The organism is Acinetobacter sp. ACNIH2, from assembly GCF_002934965.1.
In the GTDB taxonomy this organism is placed as follows: Bacteria; Pseudomonadota; Gammaproteobacteria; order Pseudomonadales; family Moraxellaceae; genus Acinetobacter; species Acinetobacter tandoii.
This window is the reverse complement of the sequence record NZ_CP026412.1, coordinates 1,418,484-1,435,208: the sequence shown is the minus strand read 5'-3', so window position 1 is coordinate 1,435,208 and position 16,725 is coordinate 1,418,484. Positions and strand designations below refer to the sequence as shown.

Below are 16,725 nucleotides of genomic sequence, written 5' to 3'. Positions count from 1 at the left end.
AGTTATTTTTCTGAAAATTTTTCACAAACTCCCGTATTTATAGGGTTTATGCGCCTACCATCACCATAGCAGGGCGAAGTAAACGACCATTTAAGGTGTAACCTTTCTGTAAAACGGTGCCAATTTCGTTCGCTTTGGCATTTGGATCAATGCCGACAGCTTGGTGTAAATCTGCATTGAAACCGCTTTGTGTATCTGCTTCAACCACACCAAATTTTTCAAGTGTTGTGAGTAAAGATTTCAAGGTAAGTTTTACGCCTTCAAGTACAGGGGTTTCTTCTTCACCTGCGGCTTGAATGGCACGTTCTAAATTGTCGACAGAGTCGAGTAATTCTTTGGCAAACTTTTCAAGCACAGTTTCCTTATGCTTTTCAGCTTCACGTTGAATACGCTCAACACTCTTTTGTGCTTCATAAACGGCATTTGCTGTACGGGCTTTTTCTAATTTCAAGCTTTCTTCAAGTTTGCCGATTTGCGCTTGTAAATCTTCAACGCTAAGCTCGTTTGCTTGCTCTACACCTTCAGCTTGAGTTTGTTCTGTCTGTTGCTCATTTTGAATGTCTTGAGCTTGCTCATTGTGCTCATTAGCCATTGATGATCTCCGTTGAAAAAAGTTCTTAAACATGTACAGTCCTTTGGTGTCAGTGTTCACTGGTTAAATCTGAACTGTCATGAGTGATGAAATTCATGATTAGTAAAAGAGGTCGGGGCAGGAATGCAAAATTCAAGTTGCATACCTGATTAAATTTGCACTATTTCTATTTTTTCTCAGATAAATTGAAGTGTTGAATTACAAATGCGATGAATTCTTGCGTTTTTTTACTTAAATGGCGACGAGACGAATACACCACAGACAGTTGCATTTGTGGCAGGGCGTAGTCGGGCAGAATCTGATGTAGCCGATTTTGATTCAGCTCAGTTTGTACCAATGCGGTTGGTAACATGGCGATGCCTTGAGCCTGTTTGCACATCTCTAATAATGCATAGGCATCATTGCTTTTGATCACACTATGCAAGTTATAGTTTTGGGGGTGTTGATTCGGAGCGTTCAGCGTCCAAACTGAATGCATACTGTGATGGGTCAGGCAGGTATGTTGTAACAGCTGTTCAGGATGTTGAATCTCGGGCGCTTGAGCCAAATAATCGGGGTGTGCGCATAAAACAGAGTCAATCGGAAACAGCGGACGGGCAATTAAACCTTCAGCTATTTTAGGGCTAATCCGAAAGGCTAAATCGATTTGGGCATCAATTAAATCGAGTGTGTCTTCGGTAATCACAATATCAAATTGTACAAATGGAAATTGCTCACGAAAGCGTTGAATACATTCGGCTAAACCATTTTGTAGCAAAAACAACCCCGTGGTCAGTCGAATCATTCCTGTTTGTTGCTGATCTTGTGTCATATCCAACAGCAATTGCTGTTGTTGCAAAATATTTTCACAGTAATGCAGCGCCTGCTCGCCAGCAGCCGTAAGTGAGATTTTACGGGTATTGCGATGAAACAATCGGGTCGAAAAATGATTTTCCAGATGTTCAAGGTAGCGAGATACCATGGCGCGTGAAACATTGAGATGGTCTGCAGCTTTGGTCAGACTGCCTTGCTGGGCAATACAGACAAAGACTTGAATGGCTTTTAGGGTATCCATATTTATGTTTATTGTTGCGTATATTGTAACAGTTTATCTTAAGTTGAGCTGTTTATTTGTCATAAACTGAAATTTAAAGTATTCAAAATCAAATAAGAGATGAATACCATGCAAACCAAGTTTTATGCCCTTGCCTTAACTGCTTTAGCACTTAGCTCGACTGCCTATGCGCAAGACCTAAAAATTCACACCTATTTAGCTAAGCCTGAACATTTTGGCGTGACATCTACCCTTATTGAAGGGGATAAAGAAGTCATGTTGGTGAATGCTCAATTTTCTAAATCGGAAGCTTTACGTATCGCAGCAGAGATTTTAGACAGCGGTAAAACTTTAAAAACGATTTTTGTGAGTTATGGCGATCCTGACTTCTATTTTGGTTTGGATGTTTTTAAACAATATTTTCCAAACGTAAAAATCATTGCAACACCTGAAACCGTGCAACATATTCAGGCAACGCAAGCCCTGAAAGTGCAGTACTGGGGACCACAAATGGGCGTGAATGCACCCAGCAAAATTATTGTGCCAGAGGTATATACTCCCAAAACATTAACACTCGAAGATGAAGTGATTGCAATTAAGGGGCAAAAGGAACTGACTTATTTATGGATTCCAAGTGCTAAAGCAGTGGTTGGTGGTATTCCTGTTTCATCAGGCATTCATCTTTGGATGGCAGATACACCAAGCTCGAAAGATCGTGCAGAAGTAGTTAAGACCTTAGAATCAATCAAAGCACTTCAACCTGAAGTTGTTATTCCTGCACATATGCAGGCAGGCGCTGCTGAAGGTTTAAATGCAGTGAACTTTTCCATAGATTATTTAAAACAGTATGAAAAAGCCGCGAAAAATAGCAAAAATTCTGCACAGTTAATTCAAAGCATGCAGCAACAATATCCAGATTTAGCTGAGTCTGGCAACCTAGCATTGGGTGCCAAAGTAGTGAAAAGTGAGATGAAATGGCCTTAAGCAGTTGAGAGTAAAAAACGATCAAGTTAAACGAAATTAAATATTTCACAAGCGTTACAGATTTTCTTAAGCTAGAGCTTAGTAATCGCTGCTGTAGTTTCTGATAAGCATGTCGGAGTCTGTTTTTAAGCTTATTCAACCTTTGAATAAGCTTTTTTTTTTGGGAAATTGTTGAGAGTTATGACTTTTTATAGATTTATTAGCATAGAAACGTTATGGGCAGGTCATTTTGTAAATACTTAGCAACAGCAGTAAGTTTTTTCATTTCAATATCTTTTAACCAAATTTGTTTTTTCAATTGTGTTTGGCTAGAACGATGTACTTTATACGATTAAAAATAATCACTTAATTGATTTTTTTATTCTCATAGAATAAAAGAAACGTCTCAATCAGTTTAATAAAACATTGCAGAATGCAACCAACAAATAAAAAACGCTCACCATATATGTGCGCAATTCATTGAAAAAAAATGAATGATGACTTGGCAAAACTAAAGATTGGTTTTTGTATTTTTTATTTGAAAAGGAACAATGTATGAAAAAAGTCGGTTTATTTTCTATTTCTATGTTAGCTATTTCAGTGCTTGCAGTGGGTTGTGCTTCAAAAGATCCTGTACAAGCGACTGAAACAGCTCAAATGTCGACTGGAGCAGAAGTGGGTGCACAAGGACAAGTTGGGATTGCTGCGCAAGCAGATGGATCTGCAAACATGAATGCTCCACAGGCTCAAATGAATGATATGCAGGGTCAACCACAATCGATTCAATAATAATGTTTATGTTGTTGAGTTGAAAAACAGCATATTTAGAGTAAAAGACAGTACTTGAATGAGGTGTACTGTCTGAATCAATAGATGCTCTTATTAATTAAGGATGTGTTCAAGAACTCAACTTTTCTATTGATGATTTTGACTTGAACTTGCAGAAACAATGTTAATGACAATATGCTTAAAGCAGATTAGCTTTGTTGCAAAAGCCATACTTTAAGGTTGAACATCTTTAGTAAAGTTTGACCGAAAAATAAAACAACAAGGAATGAGTCGTTTATGGGCATATCAATACAAAAAGTGATGGAACAAAATCAAGGGACAGCAGCGCGACTACTCGATAAGTTGCCTAACTTTGTACAGGAGAATATCGTCAAGGCTTTAGCCTATCCTTATCACTACCCCGAATTAGACTCTTTTCTTAAATGTCTGGTTGCTGTTCAATATAAACAAAATAAAACAGGCTTTATTTCTGCAGATGCACAGCACTCTCGTAAAGTCTTTGAATTGCAGAGCCAGCTTATTGCAGGAAAATCAACAGTCATTAAACAAGTCGAAGATTTACGCTTACCTTTGCAAAGTGGAACTATTTTTGCGCGTCACTATCATCCTGCACCCAATAAAAAACTTCCAATGTTAGTGTTCTATCATGGAGGAGGTTTTGTCGTTGGTAGTATCGATAGTTATGATGAAGTGTGTCGTCTATTGGCTGTACATGCGCATGTACAAGTGCTCAGTATAGATTATCCCTTAGCACCAGAAGCCTCGCCGTATCAAATTGTACAAAGTTGTGAAGATGCCTTGGCATGGGTATACCAAAATCGAAAACAACTCAAAATTTTAAAAAATCGTATAGCCGTTGCTGGTGACAGTGCAGGTGGCAATTTAAGTGCGGTGGTTGCGCAACGTAGTATAGGTAAAGCCTATGCACCGCAAGTCCAGTTTCTAATTTATCCAGCATTAGACTTTAAAAGTCGTCATCCTTCCTTTTTTGCTTATAAAGATGGTCTAGTCTTAACTGGAGACGATGTTGATACCGTGACCGCACATTATGCCACTCAGCATCAGGTTGCTTTGGATGATCCAATTATTTCCCCGACTTATGGTAGTTTAAGAAAATTAGCATCCGCCTTTGTTGTTACGGCAGGGCATGATGTACTGCACGATGAAGCCGAGATCTATGCCCATAAGCTACGACATCATGGTGTCTCCGTGGCTTATCATGATTATCCAAGTATGACTCATGGTTTCATTAACATGGTAGGCTTATCGCGGATTGCAAAGAAGAACTACATCGAAATGAGTAAGAAATTCAGAAAATTTTGGGATAAACACAGTTAAAGTAAGACATAAATAAAGTGTTTTAAATATTTGAATATCCATGCATAAATTTAAAACAATGATTTAGATCTTATAAATAAAAAGTTTAAAAGTATCTGAATTTAAAGAGTTGTGTTAAATATAACCAAATATAAAACAGCATTACAGGAACCCCCAACATGTTAAAACAGAGCCTCGCGTTATTGACTGCTGCTACATTCAGTGTGTGTACCTATGCAGCCAATACTCTGGTGGAAATGAAAACATCAATGGGAAATATTGAAATTGAGCTATTTAATGATAAGGCACCAGTTTCAGCCAAAAACTTTGAAGACTACGCAAAAGCAAATTTCTATAACGGCACTATTTTTCACCGTGTCATTCCTGGGTTTATGATTCAGGGCGGAGGAATGGATGCCAATATGGTCGAAAAGCCAACCAAGGCACCTATCAAAAACGAATCTTCAAATGGTTTAAAGAATACGCGTGGCACATTAGCGATGGCACGGACCAATAACCCAAACTCGGCTACCAGCCAATTCTTTATTAATGTCGTAGACAATGATTTTTTAAATAAAGGGTCTATGAATGCAGGTTATGCGGTCTTTGGTAAAGTGACGAAGGGAATGGATGTGGTCGATAAAATTGTAAAAGTACCGACTGCGAGCTATGGAATGCACCAAGATGTACCGAAACAACCTGTGAAAATTCTCAGTGTGAATATTAAGTAAGCAGGCACAGCTAAATCATTAAAAAAAATAGCAGAAATATTTTTATTTGTATTTCTGCTTTATAATTAATGACTTATGTGGTTTTTGGTTTGTTGGTGAGCTAAAATGGTGCATAAAAATACAACACTCAATAAAACAGCCAGTTAAAAGTGCTTGCACTGAAAATAAAACCGTATAGAATGCACCCCATACCGACGAGATAGACGGAAACGAACGAAGTGCGAAGCACTGAGTTGTTGAGTATATTGAGTCCAGCATCTAATACTGATGAGGTATTAGATAGATCATTAAGAGATTATGAAGAACAACTTGTGTGGATTTTTACTGATTGATTGATCGAAATTATTTTCATTGATTGATGGTAGAAATTACTCGAAGTTTATTTGAGAAATTAATGTCAGAAAATTGATGAGCCAGATTTGGTGTTTAGAATAAAGCACTATTGATTTTAAACTGAAGAGTTTGATCATGGCTCAGATTGAACGCTGGCGGCAGGCTTAACACATGCAAGTCGAGCGGAGCGAGGGTGCTTGCACCTTAGCTTAGCGGCGGACGGGTGAGTAATGCTTAGGAATCTGCCTATTAGTGGGGGACAACATTCCGAAAGGAATGCTAATACCGCATACGCCCTACGGGGGAAAGCAGGGGATCTTCGGACCTTGCGCTAATAGATGAGCCTAAGTCGGATTAGCTAGTTGGTGGGGTAAAGGCCTACCAAGGCGACGATCTGTAGCGGGTCTGAGAGGATGATCCGCCACACTGGGACTGAGACACGGCCCAGACTCCTACGGGAGGCAGCAGTGGGGAATATTGGACAATGGGCGGAAGCCTGATCCAGCCATGCCGCGTGTGTGAAGAAGGCCTTTTGGTTGTAAAGCACTTTAAGCGAGGAGGAGGCTCTTAAGGTTAATACCCTTGATGAGTGGACGTTACTCGCAGAATAAGCACCGGCTAACTCTGTGCCAGCAGCCGCGGTAATACAGAGGGTGCGAGCGTTAATCGGATTTACTGGGCGTAAAGCGTGCGTAGGCGGCTGATTAAGTCGGATGTGAAATCCCTGAGCTTAACTTAGGAATTGCATTCGATACTGGTCAGCTAGAGTATGGGAGAGGATGGTAGAATTCCAGGTGTAGCGGTGAAATGCGTAGAGATCTGGAGGAATACCGATGGCGAAGGCAGCCATCTGGCCTAATACTGACGCTGAGGTACGAAAGCATGGGGAGCAAACAGGATTAGATACCCTGGTAGTCCATGCCGTAAACGATGTCTACTAGCCGTTGGGGCCTTTGAGGCTTTAGTGGCGCAGCTAACGCGATAAGTAGACCGCCTGGGGAGTACGGTCGCAAGACTAAAACTCAAATGAATTGACGGGGGCCCGCACAAGCGGTGGAGCATGTGGTTTAATTCGATGCAACGCGAAGAACCTTACCTGGTCTTGACATAGTAAGAACTTTCCAGAGATGGATTGGTGCCTTCGGGAACTTACATACAGGTGCTGCATGGCTGTCGTCAGCTCGTGTCGTGAGATGTTGGGTTAAGTCCCGCAACGAGCGCAACCCTTTTCCTTATTTGCCAGCACTTCGGGTGGGAACTTTAAGGATACTGCCAGTGACAAACTGGAGGAAGGCGGGGACGACGTCAAGTCATCATGGCCCTTACGACCAGGGCTACACACGTGCTACAATGGTCGGTACAAAGGGTTGCTACCTAGCGATAGGATGCTAATCTCAAAAAGCCGATCGTAGTCCGGATTGGAGTCTGCAACTCGACTCCATGAAGTCGGAATCGCTAGTAATCGCGGATCAGAATGCCGCGGTGAATACGTTCCCGGGCCTTGTACACACCGCCCGTCACACCATGGGAGTTTGTTGCACCAGAAGTAGCTAGCCTAACTGTAAAGAGGGCGGTTACCACGGTGTGGCCGATGACTGGGGTGAAGTCGTAACAAGGTAGCCGTAGGGGAACCTGCGGCTGGATCACCTCCTTAACGAAAGATTGACGATTGGTAAGAATCCACAACAAGTTGTTCTTCATGACGATGTATCTGAGGGTCTGTAGCTCAGTTGGTTAGAGCACACGCTTGATAAGCGTGGGGTCACAAGTTCAAGTCTTGTCAGACCCACCACTACTGACGAAGTACGGAAGATCAGAAACATTGACTTATTGATAAGCTGGGGACTTAGCTTAGTTGGTAGAGCGCCTGCTTTGCACGCAGGAGGTCAGGAGTTCGACTCTCCTAGTCTCCACCATCACATTGCATTGCAATGAGCTAAGAAACAAGCAAACGAAGTCTTAGATTATAGAAATTAATAAGAAGTTAGCGTAATATGCGCGTCTTGTTAACTTCTGTGATTTATCACAGTTTACTGCAAGCTGACGAGGCTGTAGTTAATCATTAACAGATTAGAAAATTGAGTCTGAAATAAATTGTTCACTCAATGACGAAGAGAGAAGAAGTAATTCTTTGATCTAAGTTGATTGAGAACTAGCAAAAACACTGAATCAAGCGTTTTGGTATATGAATTTAGATTGAAGCTGTACAGTGCTTAAGTGCACGGACAACAAACTGTAAGAGATGAATGAGCGATCATTGATCACTGTCTTATTACTACTTGTAGGTAATAACGACTGTTTGGGGTTGTATAGTCAAGTAATTAAGTGCATGTGGTGGATGCCTTGGCAGTCAGAGGCGATGAAAGACGTAATAGCCTGCGATAAGCTCCGGGGAGGCGGCAAATATCCTTTGATCCGGAGATTTCTGAATGGGGGAACCCACCTACTATAAGGTAGGTATTGCAACATGAATACATAGTGTTGCAAGGCGAACGAGGGGAAGTGAAACATCTCAGTACCCTTAGGAAAAGAAATCAATTGAGATTCCCTCAGTAGCGGCGAGCGAACGGGGAAAAGCCCATTAAGTCATGTAAGTTTTAGTGGAATGCTCTGGGAAGTGCAACCATAGTGGGTGATAGTCCTGTACACGAAAGGGCTTACATGATGATGTCGAGTAGGGCGAGGCACGTGAAACCTTGTCTGAATATGGGGGGACCATCCTCCAAGGCTAAATACTCCTGACTGACCGATAGTGAACCAGTACCGTGAGGGAAAGGCGAAAAGAACCCCTGTGAGGGGAGTGAAATAGATCCTGAAACCGCATGCATACAAGCAGTGGGAGCCGACTTGTTCGGTGACTGCGTACCTTTTGTATAATGGGTCAGCGACTTACATTCAGTAGCAAGGTTAACCGTATAGGGGAGCCGTAGAGAAATCGAGTCTTAATAGGGCGTTTAGTTGCTGGGTGTAGACCCGAAACCAGGCGATCTATCCATGAGCAGGTTGAAGGTTGGGTAACACTAACTGGAGGACCGAACCCACTGTCGTTGAAAAGCCAGGGGATGACTTGTGGATAGGGGTGAAAGGCTAATCAAGCCTGGTGATAGCTGGTTCTCCCCGAAAGCTATTTAGGTAGCGCCTCGGACGAATACCATAGGGGGTAGAGCACTGTTTCGGCTAGGGGGTCATCCCGACTTACCAAACCGATGCAAACTCCGAATACCTATGAGTACTATCCGGGAGACAGACTGCGGGTGCTAACGTCCGTAGTCAAGAGGAAAACAATCCAGACCGCCAGCTAAGGCCCCAAAATCATAGTTAAGTGGGAAACGATGTGGGAAGGCATAGACAGCTAGGAGGTTGGCTTAGAAGCAGCCACCCTTTAAAGAAAGCGTAATAGCTCACTAGTCGAGTCGGCCTGCGCGGAAGATGTAACGGGGCTAAAACTATGTGCCGAAGCTGCGGATTTGACATTAGTCAAGTGGTAGGGGAGCGTTCTGTAAGCCGATGAAGGTGTATTGAGAAGTATGCTGGAGGTATCAGAAGTGCGAATGCTGACGTGAGTAACGACAAAACGGGTGAAAAACCCGTTCGCTGAAAGACCAAGGGTTCCAGTCCAACGTTAATCGGGGCTGGGTGAGTCGACCCCTAAGGCGAGGCCGAGAGGCGTAGTCGATGGGAAATTGGTTAATATTCCAATACTTCTGTGTAATGCGATGAGAGGACGGAGAAGGTTAAGTCAGCCTGGCGTTGGTTGTCCAGGTGGAAGGTTGTAGGCATGTATCTTAGGCAAATCCGGGGTACTCTATGCTGAGAACTGATAGCAAGCTGTACTTGTACAGTGAAGTGGCTGATACCATGCTTCCAGGAAAAGTCTCTAAGCTTCAGTTACACAGGAATCGTACCCGAAACCGACACAGGTGGTCAGGTCGAGTAGACCAAAGCGCTTGAGAGAACTCTGCTGAAGGAACTAGGCAAAATGGTACCGTAACTTCGGGAGAAGGTACGCTGCTGACGGTGATGGGACTTGCTCCCTGAGCTATTGGCAGCCACAGAAACCAGGCCGCTGCAACTGTTTATTAAAAACATAGCACTCTGCAAACACGAAAGTGGACGTATAGGGTGTGATGCCTGCCCGGTGCTGGAAGGTTAATTGATGGGGTTAGCGTAAGCGAAGCTCTTGATCGAAGCCCCAGTAAACGGCGGCCGTAACTATAACGGTCCTAAGGTAGCGAAATTCCTTGTCGGGTAAGTTCCGACCTGCACGAATGGCATAATGATGGCGGCGCTGTCTCCAGCAGAGGCTCAGTGAAATCGAAATCGCTGTGAAGATGCAGTGTACCCGCGGCTAGACGGAAAGACCCCGTGAACCTTTACTGCAGCTTGACATTGAACTTTGACCTTACTTGTGTAGGATAGGTGGGAGGCTTTGAAGTTGGAACGCCAGTTCCAATGGAGCCGTCCTTGAAATACCACCCTGGTAATGTTGAGGTTCTAACTCTGTCCCGTTATCCGGGACGAGGACCATGTCTGGTGGGTAGTTTGACTGGGGCGGTCTCCTCCTAAAGAGTAACGGAGGAGTACGAAGGTGCGCTCAGCGTGGTCGGAAATCACGCGTAGAGTATAAAGGCAAAAGCGCGCTTAACTGCGAGACCCACAAGTCGAGCAGGTACGAAAGTAGGTCTTAGTGATCCGGTGGTTCTGTATGGAAGGGCCATCGCTCAACGGATAAAAGGTACTCTGGGGATAACAGGCTGATACCGCCCAAGAGTTCATATCGACGGCGGTGTTTGGCACCTCGATGTCGGCTCATCTCATCCTGGGGCTGAAGCAGGTCCCAAGGGTATGGCTGTTCGCCATTTAAAGAGGTACGCGAGCTGGGTTTAGAACGTCGTGAGACAGTTCGGTCCCTATCTACCGTGGGCGCTGGAAATTTGAGAGGATCTGCTCCTAGTACGAGAGGACCAGAGTGGACGAACCTCTGGTGTACCGGTTGTGACGCCAGTCGCATCGCCGGGTAGCTATGTTCGGAAGGGATAACCGCTGAAAGCATCTAAGCGGGAAGCCTACCTCAAGATAAGATTTCCCTAGGACTTTATGTCCTCTAAAGAGCCGTTGAAGACTACGACGTTGATAGGTTGGATGTGGAAGCATAGTGATATGTGAAGCTGACCAATACTAATTGCTCGTGAGGCTTGACTATACAACACCCAAGCAGTTGTATTTAAAGCTTATAATCGATTCATAAAAGATCAGTTAACCCTGATCTGAAACAAAAAACTTGATTTAGTGAAAGCTAGAACATAAAATTCGACTCAGTTAACTAATCCGTTAATAACTCATTTGGTACCAAGTAGGGTAGCAACAAGATCAAATGATCTGAGCATAAAACCTGAACAAGTCCATAAACAGTTGTGCTGGCGACAATAGCAAGAGTGAACCACCTGATCCCTTCCCGAACTCAGAAGTGAAACCTCTTAGCGCTGATGGTAGTGTGGGGTTACCCATGTGAGAGTAAGTCATCGCCAGCTCATTAATTCAAACACCCCCTTCTAATAAGAAGGGGGTGTTTTTTTATATGGAAAATAATGAATAGATGGATAAGATATAATTGGATAAATACACCACATAAGATAAATCTATGATAATAAATTCAGCCAATATATTTGATTCATTGCCGAAAGATCTAAGCGTAGAAGTATTTGAGGAGATTATTCATACTTCAGCCATTAGAATAGAGCGGATTATTTCTAAAGGACATAGCTCTCCTGATAAAGGTTGGTTTGATCAGGATGAGAATGAATGGGTCATGGTTATTGAAGGGAAAGCAATACTAGAATTTGAGGGCGGTTCAAAACGTGAGTTGTCCACGGGCGATTACATCAATATTCCTGCACACGTTAAACACAAAGTGGTTCAGACAGATCCTAACCAAATCACTATCTGGCTTGCTATTTTTTATAAATCTTAAGAGATCATATAATACATTGTTAATCAGATTATTATCTGGTTGAAGTATATGATTGTCCTTGAATCTATATAGATGCTTCTAAAAATTTAAGCTTTAATAGAGGATTCGAAGGTTAAAATAAAAAGGTAAATCTAATGGAACTCAATTCTTTTACTCCTATTCCTGAAAATGATGATGAACTCCATCTTCCTGAACTTGTTTATTGGTCATCTTTAGGTGATTTTGAGCAAGTCGAACAGTTGTTATTAGATGGTGCTGATCCGAATCAGACAGATGAAGAGGGTTATAGTGCACTACAAGCTGCGGCGGAGAATGATCATTTAGATGTGGTTAAATTACTTGTGAGTAAGGGGGCAAGAATCGATTATCGCTCAGAATATACTGCACTTGAATTAGCTGAAATGGCAGAAAATAAAGATGTTATTGCGTATTTAAAAAGTTTGTAAATATAGCTTTATGATAAAAGCCCATCTTAAGTTGGGCTTTTAAATACTTAAAATCAAAGTTTAGAGTGAATCTTTGAGTTTATTTTCATGCTGCTTCACTTGTTTTGCATATTTTTTCCCTTGGTGGCGCATTTTCCAACTCGACTCATAGCCTGTAGGTCCAACATTATAATAGGCAAGGGCTTTTTTCCAGCTCCCTGCAGATTGATTATATTTGGCTAAAATATAGGTGCCACAATTGATATTATTGGCTTCTTCGAATAAATCACCAGGGCAAGTTTGTTGCCAATACATCGGCATAATTTGAGTTAATCCCACAGCACCAACGGGTGAAACTGCATAGTTGCGATAACTCGACTCTTGTCGAATCATGGCAGCAATCAGTAAAGGATCAACCTGATGTAGTTCGGCACTTTGTACAATCATTGGTGCAACGCGGTTTGCCGTGTTTGAGTCAACAGCATATGCCTTTTGAATACCAGTAGATAGCTTTGCTGCCCGTTTTTCTAAAGAGCCAGCGCCTAAACCTGAACAGCCTGTGATCATGAAGATGCTTAACGCAATAATGCCGAATTTAATTTGTGTTGATTGTTTCAATATGGCTAAATGGTTTAGAGAGGGCACGTGCAACAAAATAAAATTCCTGATGTGATTAAAATATTTAAGATGTTAGGTAGTGCAATATAGGGAGTCAATACGAGTTATTTTAAGGAATAGAAGCATTCTGTAATGTTTATCTGATTTGGTTTATTTAGATTCTGAATTCTACTGTTGATATAAAAGAAAAGCCCAATCATCCTGACAGGGCTTTTCTGTATAAGGTTTGATGTAATCAACTCCTGTCAATTACGATGCTTCCTGCAATCTTTGTTATTATTTAAAGAAACTTCCTGTTTCTCTATGTTTTTATAATAAAAGGAAATAAGGAATGTATATAGACGTAAAAATCGTTGTTCTCTGTAAGTAAAAACGTACACAAAGAATTTGAATATTGAGGTGCTTATGCAAAATAAAAAGTCTGTATGGTCAGTTCGAGCTGAGCAACCTGAAGATGTTGATCACATCGAAGACTTGACGATTAAGGCATTTGAATCGGCTATTTATAGCGATCATCATGAGCAATTTATCCTGCGTGCATTACGACAGTCAGGACAACTCAGTATTTCTCTAGTTGCCGAACTTGATGGGCAGATCATTGGACATGTTGCGATTTCTCCTGTGCGAATTTCATCAGGTAAAGAAGGTTGGTATGGTTTAGGCCCAGTTTCAGTTTTACCTGAATTTCAGAGGCAAGGCATTGGTCGAGATTTAATTGAAACTGCATTAGCCCAGTTAAAAAAGCAGCAGGCAAAAGGGTGTGTGGTGTTGGGAGAGCCTGATTATTATGCACGGTTTGGCTTTCGGCCCCTGAGTCTATTGGTATTGGAAGGGGTTCCTGCCGAGTATTTTCAGGCACTTACATTTGAAAATGAAATTCCACAAGGTAATGTTCAATATCATGCCAGTTTTAATGCCACGTCTTAACTGGATCGACGGAAAAATAAAAAAAAGCTGAATGTTTACATTCAGCTTTTTTTAGGGGCACTTCAGAAATTAGAAATGTGCATCTAAACCAATATAAGGACCTTTGAAGTCAAGTTTAATGTCATTACGGTTATAGTCATCTAAATCAACAGTGAAAATTCGGTAACCTGCTTTTACACCAACATCGACAAGCATGTTATCGATAAAGTTGTATTGAATTTCCGCCAAAGCATCGGTTAACTGCGCATCATCAAAGTTGCTATAGGTTAGCTCTGCTTTCGCACTTAAACCCGTAAATGGTAATTTACCACCGACTGTACCGTAAATAATCGGATAGGTTTCATCAATACTGGTACGTTGTCCTGCAAAATTGGTGATATCACCATTCAAAGTGGTCGCACCTGCACCAATATCCAGATCAACAACATTGTCTAAAATTTCGTAATAGAGAATGAAGTCAGCGTGATCAAGGTTAACTGCATAATTAGATTGCCCTGCAACACTTTTCTCTGTTTGAGTGTCTAAATTAACATAGCGTATTTTGGCATTTGGAATAATTGGAACTGGGTGTTCTAAAGCGACAGAAAATTGGACTGCACCTTCATTATCTAGTTTTTCCTTTGAAAAAGGGGCTGTATTATTCATTTCGGCATGACCATCATATGCCCAATAGCTGATATCGCCTTTAACTGCGACTAAATCTGCTTGAGCTAAGCCGCTCAAACCTACGCCTAATGCTAATAATCCTGCTTGTGCTACTTTCATGCTTTTATCCTAAATTGTGTTGTGTGTTTGTGTTAAAAAAAGGTTAAAACAAGAGCTATTCGGTTGTATTTCAGAGCATGATATAGCGATGCGAAAAAAGAAACAGTAGTCAAAGTGCTTTTTTACATAAAAGTTCAGAGAATGATGAATCGGCTAGCCACAGATTTCTGATTTAGGTACAAAATGATTGTGAATGACAAACATCTTTTTTAGATTTTGAATTTTACTCTGGTTGAACTGAGCTAGAGCTTGGTGAGAGGTTTGGAATAAAATTTAATTAAATCATGGATTTACTTTAAAATTTGGAGTTTGGTGTGTGATTATGATGCTAAACCACATTACTCAATTAACAGATTTTTAGATAGATAAAATGTAAACAAAAAATAATCAATAAATTAAGGGAATTTTCCATTATTTTAAAAATCTTGCATTTTGGGCTTTGTTAATCTATTTTAAAAAATATGATAAAAAAAGAGCTATATTTTGATCAATTGATTAAAAATAGAATACAAAAGGACGAACTTTCATCCAGAAATTACAGCAAAAAATAACAAAAGTGAGTATTGTTCAATGATTAAGAGGTGAAAACAATCCGAAAGACTTTAACCAAGATTTTGTGTGCATTTCATCTGTTTGCAATTTAGAACGAAACACCCAAAAGGTGGAAGCTAAATCAAACAACAAAAATATTTTTGAATGGTACTTTTTTGCTAGCCATATTAATCCGTATAACAAGCAGCAATAAAAGTTACCCCAAGATTTAGGTGTGTTTCATGGCAGATTCTCGTGAAAACTGGACGTCACGATCTGGTTTTATTATTGCAGCTGTTGGTTCGGCTGTTGGTTTAGGTAATATTTGGCGTTTCCCCTACGTTGCTTATGAAAACGGTGGCGGTGCGTTCCTTATTCCTTATTTACTTGCATTAATTACTGCAGGGTTACCACTGTTATTTTTAGACTATGCTGTCGGGCATCGTAGCAATAACTCTCCACCAAAAGCGTATCGCGCTTTATTTAAAGGAGGTGAAACGCTCGGTTGGTGGCAAGTCTGTGTGTGTATCATTATTGGCTTGTACTATGCCAGCGTACTCACTTGGGCAGGAAGTTATGTTTACTTCTCGATTGGCCAAGCCTGGGGCAATGATCCAGAAAGCTTCTTCTTCAATACTTATTTACAAACCACAAAGGCAACAGGCTTAGATTTACAGTTTGTTAGTCATTTGTTTTGGCCAATTGTAGGCATTTGGGCTCTGACTCTCATCATCTTGTTTGGTGGTGTAAAGAAAGGGGTTGAACTGTCGAATAAAATCTTTATGCCTTTGCTATTCGTATTGTTCACTTTCTTGGTGATTCAAGCTTTACGTTTACCAGGTGCAGCTCAAGGTTTAAATGCATTCTTTACCCCGAACTGGTCTGCAATGATGGACTATAAGGTATGGTTAGCAGCATACGGTCATACCTTCTTCTCACTTTCAGTGGGTTTCGGGATCATGGTGACATATTCATCTTATTTAAAACCGAAAACCAACTTAACAGGTTCAGGCTTGATTGTTGGTTTCGCCAATGCATCAACTGAAATCTTGGCGGGTATTGGTATTTTTGCTGCATTGGGCTTTATGGCACATGCTGCGGGTACAGACGTTAAAGATGTTGTGAGTGGTGGTATTGGTCTTGCTTTCATTGCCTTCCCGAAAATTATTTCGAGCTTGGGTGCTGGTGCAGATTTATTCGGTTTTCTATTTTTCTCCTCGCTATTTGTAGCAGGTATTTCTTCTATGGTGAGTATTTTGGAAGTTCCAATTGCAGCCATGCAAGACAAATTAAAATGGAGCCGTCCAAAAGCTGTATCGATTATTGGTGGCGGTAGCGCGCTAGTTTCGATCTTTTTGTTCTCTAGCGTAAATGCGATTAAGTTGGTAGATATCATTGACCACTTTATCAACAACATCGGGATTATCGGTGGTGCTTTAATCTCGATTATCAGTATTGCATGGTTTAAGCGTTCTGCGCTGATTGAGCTCCGTGATCATGTGAACCGCATTTCAACCATTCAGTTGGGCAAGGGCTGGGACTTTACTTTAACCGTCATTACGTCTTTCATCTTGTTAACGACTTTGACCATGACTATTTTTAATCTAGTTCAAAATGGTTATGATACTTATAGTATGAGCTTACAAGGCGTATTTGGATGGGGCAGTGTGATTTTCTGCGCTGTGGTTGCCGTTATCCTCAGTAAAATCAAAGATCGCTAGGAGAAGCAG

At 41.4% G+C, this 16,725-nt stretch carries 12 protein-coding genes, 2 tRNA genes and 3 rRNA genes; 13 read left to right on the top strand and 4 right to left on the bottom strand.

Annotation, left to right across the window (positions count from 1 at the left end; genetic code table 11):
* Positions 1-46: 46 nt before the first annotated feature.
* Together grpE and C3F34_RS06700 are read right to left on the bottom strand one after the other, a co-directional pair.
* Positions 47-592, bottom strand: a complete 546-nt coding sequence (grpE, locus tag C3F34_RS06705; protein WP_016168970.1) for a nucleotide exchange factor GrpE — start codon at positions 590-592, stop codon at positions 47-49.
* A 166-nt stretch (positions 593-758) separates the two neighbouring features.
* Complete coding sequence (locus C3F34_RS06700; RefSeq protein ID WP_016168971.1) at positions 759-1,646, bottom strand: LysR family transcriptional regulator; 888 nt, start codon at positions 1,644-1,646, stop codon at positions 759-761.
* A gap of 108 nt (positions 1,647-1,754) precedes the next feature.
* Between C3F34_RS06700 and C3F34_RS06695 the strand changes: the two genes are divergently transcribed.
* The 11 genes from C3F34_RS06695 (at position 1,755) to C3F34_RS06645 (ending at position 12,175) form a co-directional block, all read left to right on the top strand.
* Positions 1,755-2,609, top strand: coding sequence for an MBL fold metallo-hydrolase (locus C3F34_RS06695; RefSeq protein WP_044739539.1), 855 nt, complete (start codon positions 1,755-1,757; stop codon positions 2,607-2,609).
* 534 nt (positions 2,610-3,143) lie between these two features.
* Entirely contained in the window at positions 3,144-3,377 is a 234-nt protein-coding gene (locus C3F34_RS06690) for a hypothetical protein (RefSeq protein WP_044739538.1), read from the top strand.
* Between the two features lie 276 nt (positions 3,378-3,653).
* The gene (locus tag C3F34_RS06685) at positions 3,654-4,715 is read left to right on the top strand and encodes an alpha/beta hydrolase (protein ID WP_044739537.1); all 1,062 of its coding nucleotides are present in this window, start codon (positions 3,654-3,656) and stop codon (positions 4,713-4,715) included.
* Positions 4,716-4,873: 158 nt separating this feature from the next.
* The gene (locus C3F34_RS06680) at positions 4,874-5,425 is read left to right on the top strand and encodes a peptidylprolyl isomerase (protein ID WP_044739536.1); all 552 of its coding nucleotides are present in this window, start codon (positions 4,874-4,876) and stop codon (positions 5,423-5,425) included.
* A 450-nt stretch (positions 5,426-5,875) separates the two neighbouring features.
* Positions 5,876-7,412 (top strand): 16S ribosomal RNA (locus C3F34_RS06675).
* Between the two features lie 61 nt (positions 7,413-7,473).
* Positions 7,474-7,550, top strand: a tRNA-Ile gene (locus C3F34_RS06670).
* Positions 7,551-7,598: 48 nt separating this feature from the next.
* Positions 7,599-7,674, top strand: a tRNA-Ala gene (locus tag C3F34_RS06665).
* A 395-nt stretch (positions 7,675-8,069) separates the two neighbouring features.
* Positions 8,070-10,961: ribosomal RNA gene (locus C3F34_RS06660) — 23S ribosomal RNA — on the top strand.
* A 213-nt stretch (positions 10,962-11,174) separates the two neighbouring features.
* A 5S ribosomal RNA gene (gene rrf / locus C3F34_RS06655) occupies positions 11,175-11,289 on the top strand.
* The 16S, 23S and 5S rRNA genes sit together here with 2 tRNA genes alongside, the layout of an rRNA operon.
* Before the next feature lie 110 nt (positions 11,290-11,399).
* Positions 11,400-11,729: a cupin domain-containing protein gene (locus tag C3F34_RS06650; protein ID WP_171284957.1), complete on the top strand. Its 330-nt coding sequence runs from the start codon at positions 11,400-11,402 to the stop codon at positions 11,727-11,729.
* 134 nt (positions 11,730-11,863) lie between these two features.
* Positions 11,864-12,175, top strand: a complete 312-nt coding sequence (locus C3F34_RS06645) for an ankyrin repeat domain-containing protein (protein ID WP_044739787.1) — start codon at positions 11,864-11,866, stop codon at positions 12,173-12,175.
* A gap of 60 nt (positions 12,176-12,235) precedes the next feature.
* Here the strand turns inward: C3F34_RS06645 and C3F34_RS06640 are convergent, their stop codons facing one another.
* A complete protein-coding gene (locus C3F34_RS06640) occupies positions 12,236-12,721 on the bottom strand; it encodes a lytic transglycosylase domain-containing protein (RefSeq protein ID WP_104441290.1) in 486 nt (161 codons plus the stop codon).
* A 456-nt stretch (positions 12,722-13,177) separates the two neighbouring features.
* On the opposite strand from C3F34_RS06640, the gene C3F34_RS06635 reads away from it, so the two are divergent.
* Entirely contained in the window at positions 13,178-13,699 is a 522-nt protein-coding gene (locus C3F34_RS06635) for a GNAT family N-acetyltransferase (RefSeq protein WP_044739786.1), read from the top strand.
* Between the two features lie 69 nt (positions 13,700-13,768).
* Here the strand turns inward: C3F34_RS06635 and C3F34_RS06630 are convergent, their stop codons facing one another.
* Positions 13,769-14,464 carry a TIGR04219 family outer membrane beta-barrel protein gene (locus tag C3F34_RS06630; protein WP_044739785.1) on the bottom strand — a complete coding sequence of 232 codons (696 nt, stop codon included), beginning with the start codon at positions 14,462-14,464 and terminating at the stop codon, positions 13,769-13,771.
* Between the two features lie 773 nt (positions 14,465-15,237).
* Between C3F34_RS06630 and C3F34_RS06625 the strand changes: the two genes are divergently transcribed.
* Positions 15,238-16,716 (top strand): sodium-dependent transporter, encoded by a 1,479-nt coding sequence (locus tag C3F34_RS06625; RefSeq protein ID WP_016165723.1) that lies wholly within the window; start codon positions 15,238-15,240, stop codon positions 16,714-16,716.
* Positions 16,717-16,725: the final 9 nt, after the last annotated feature.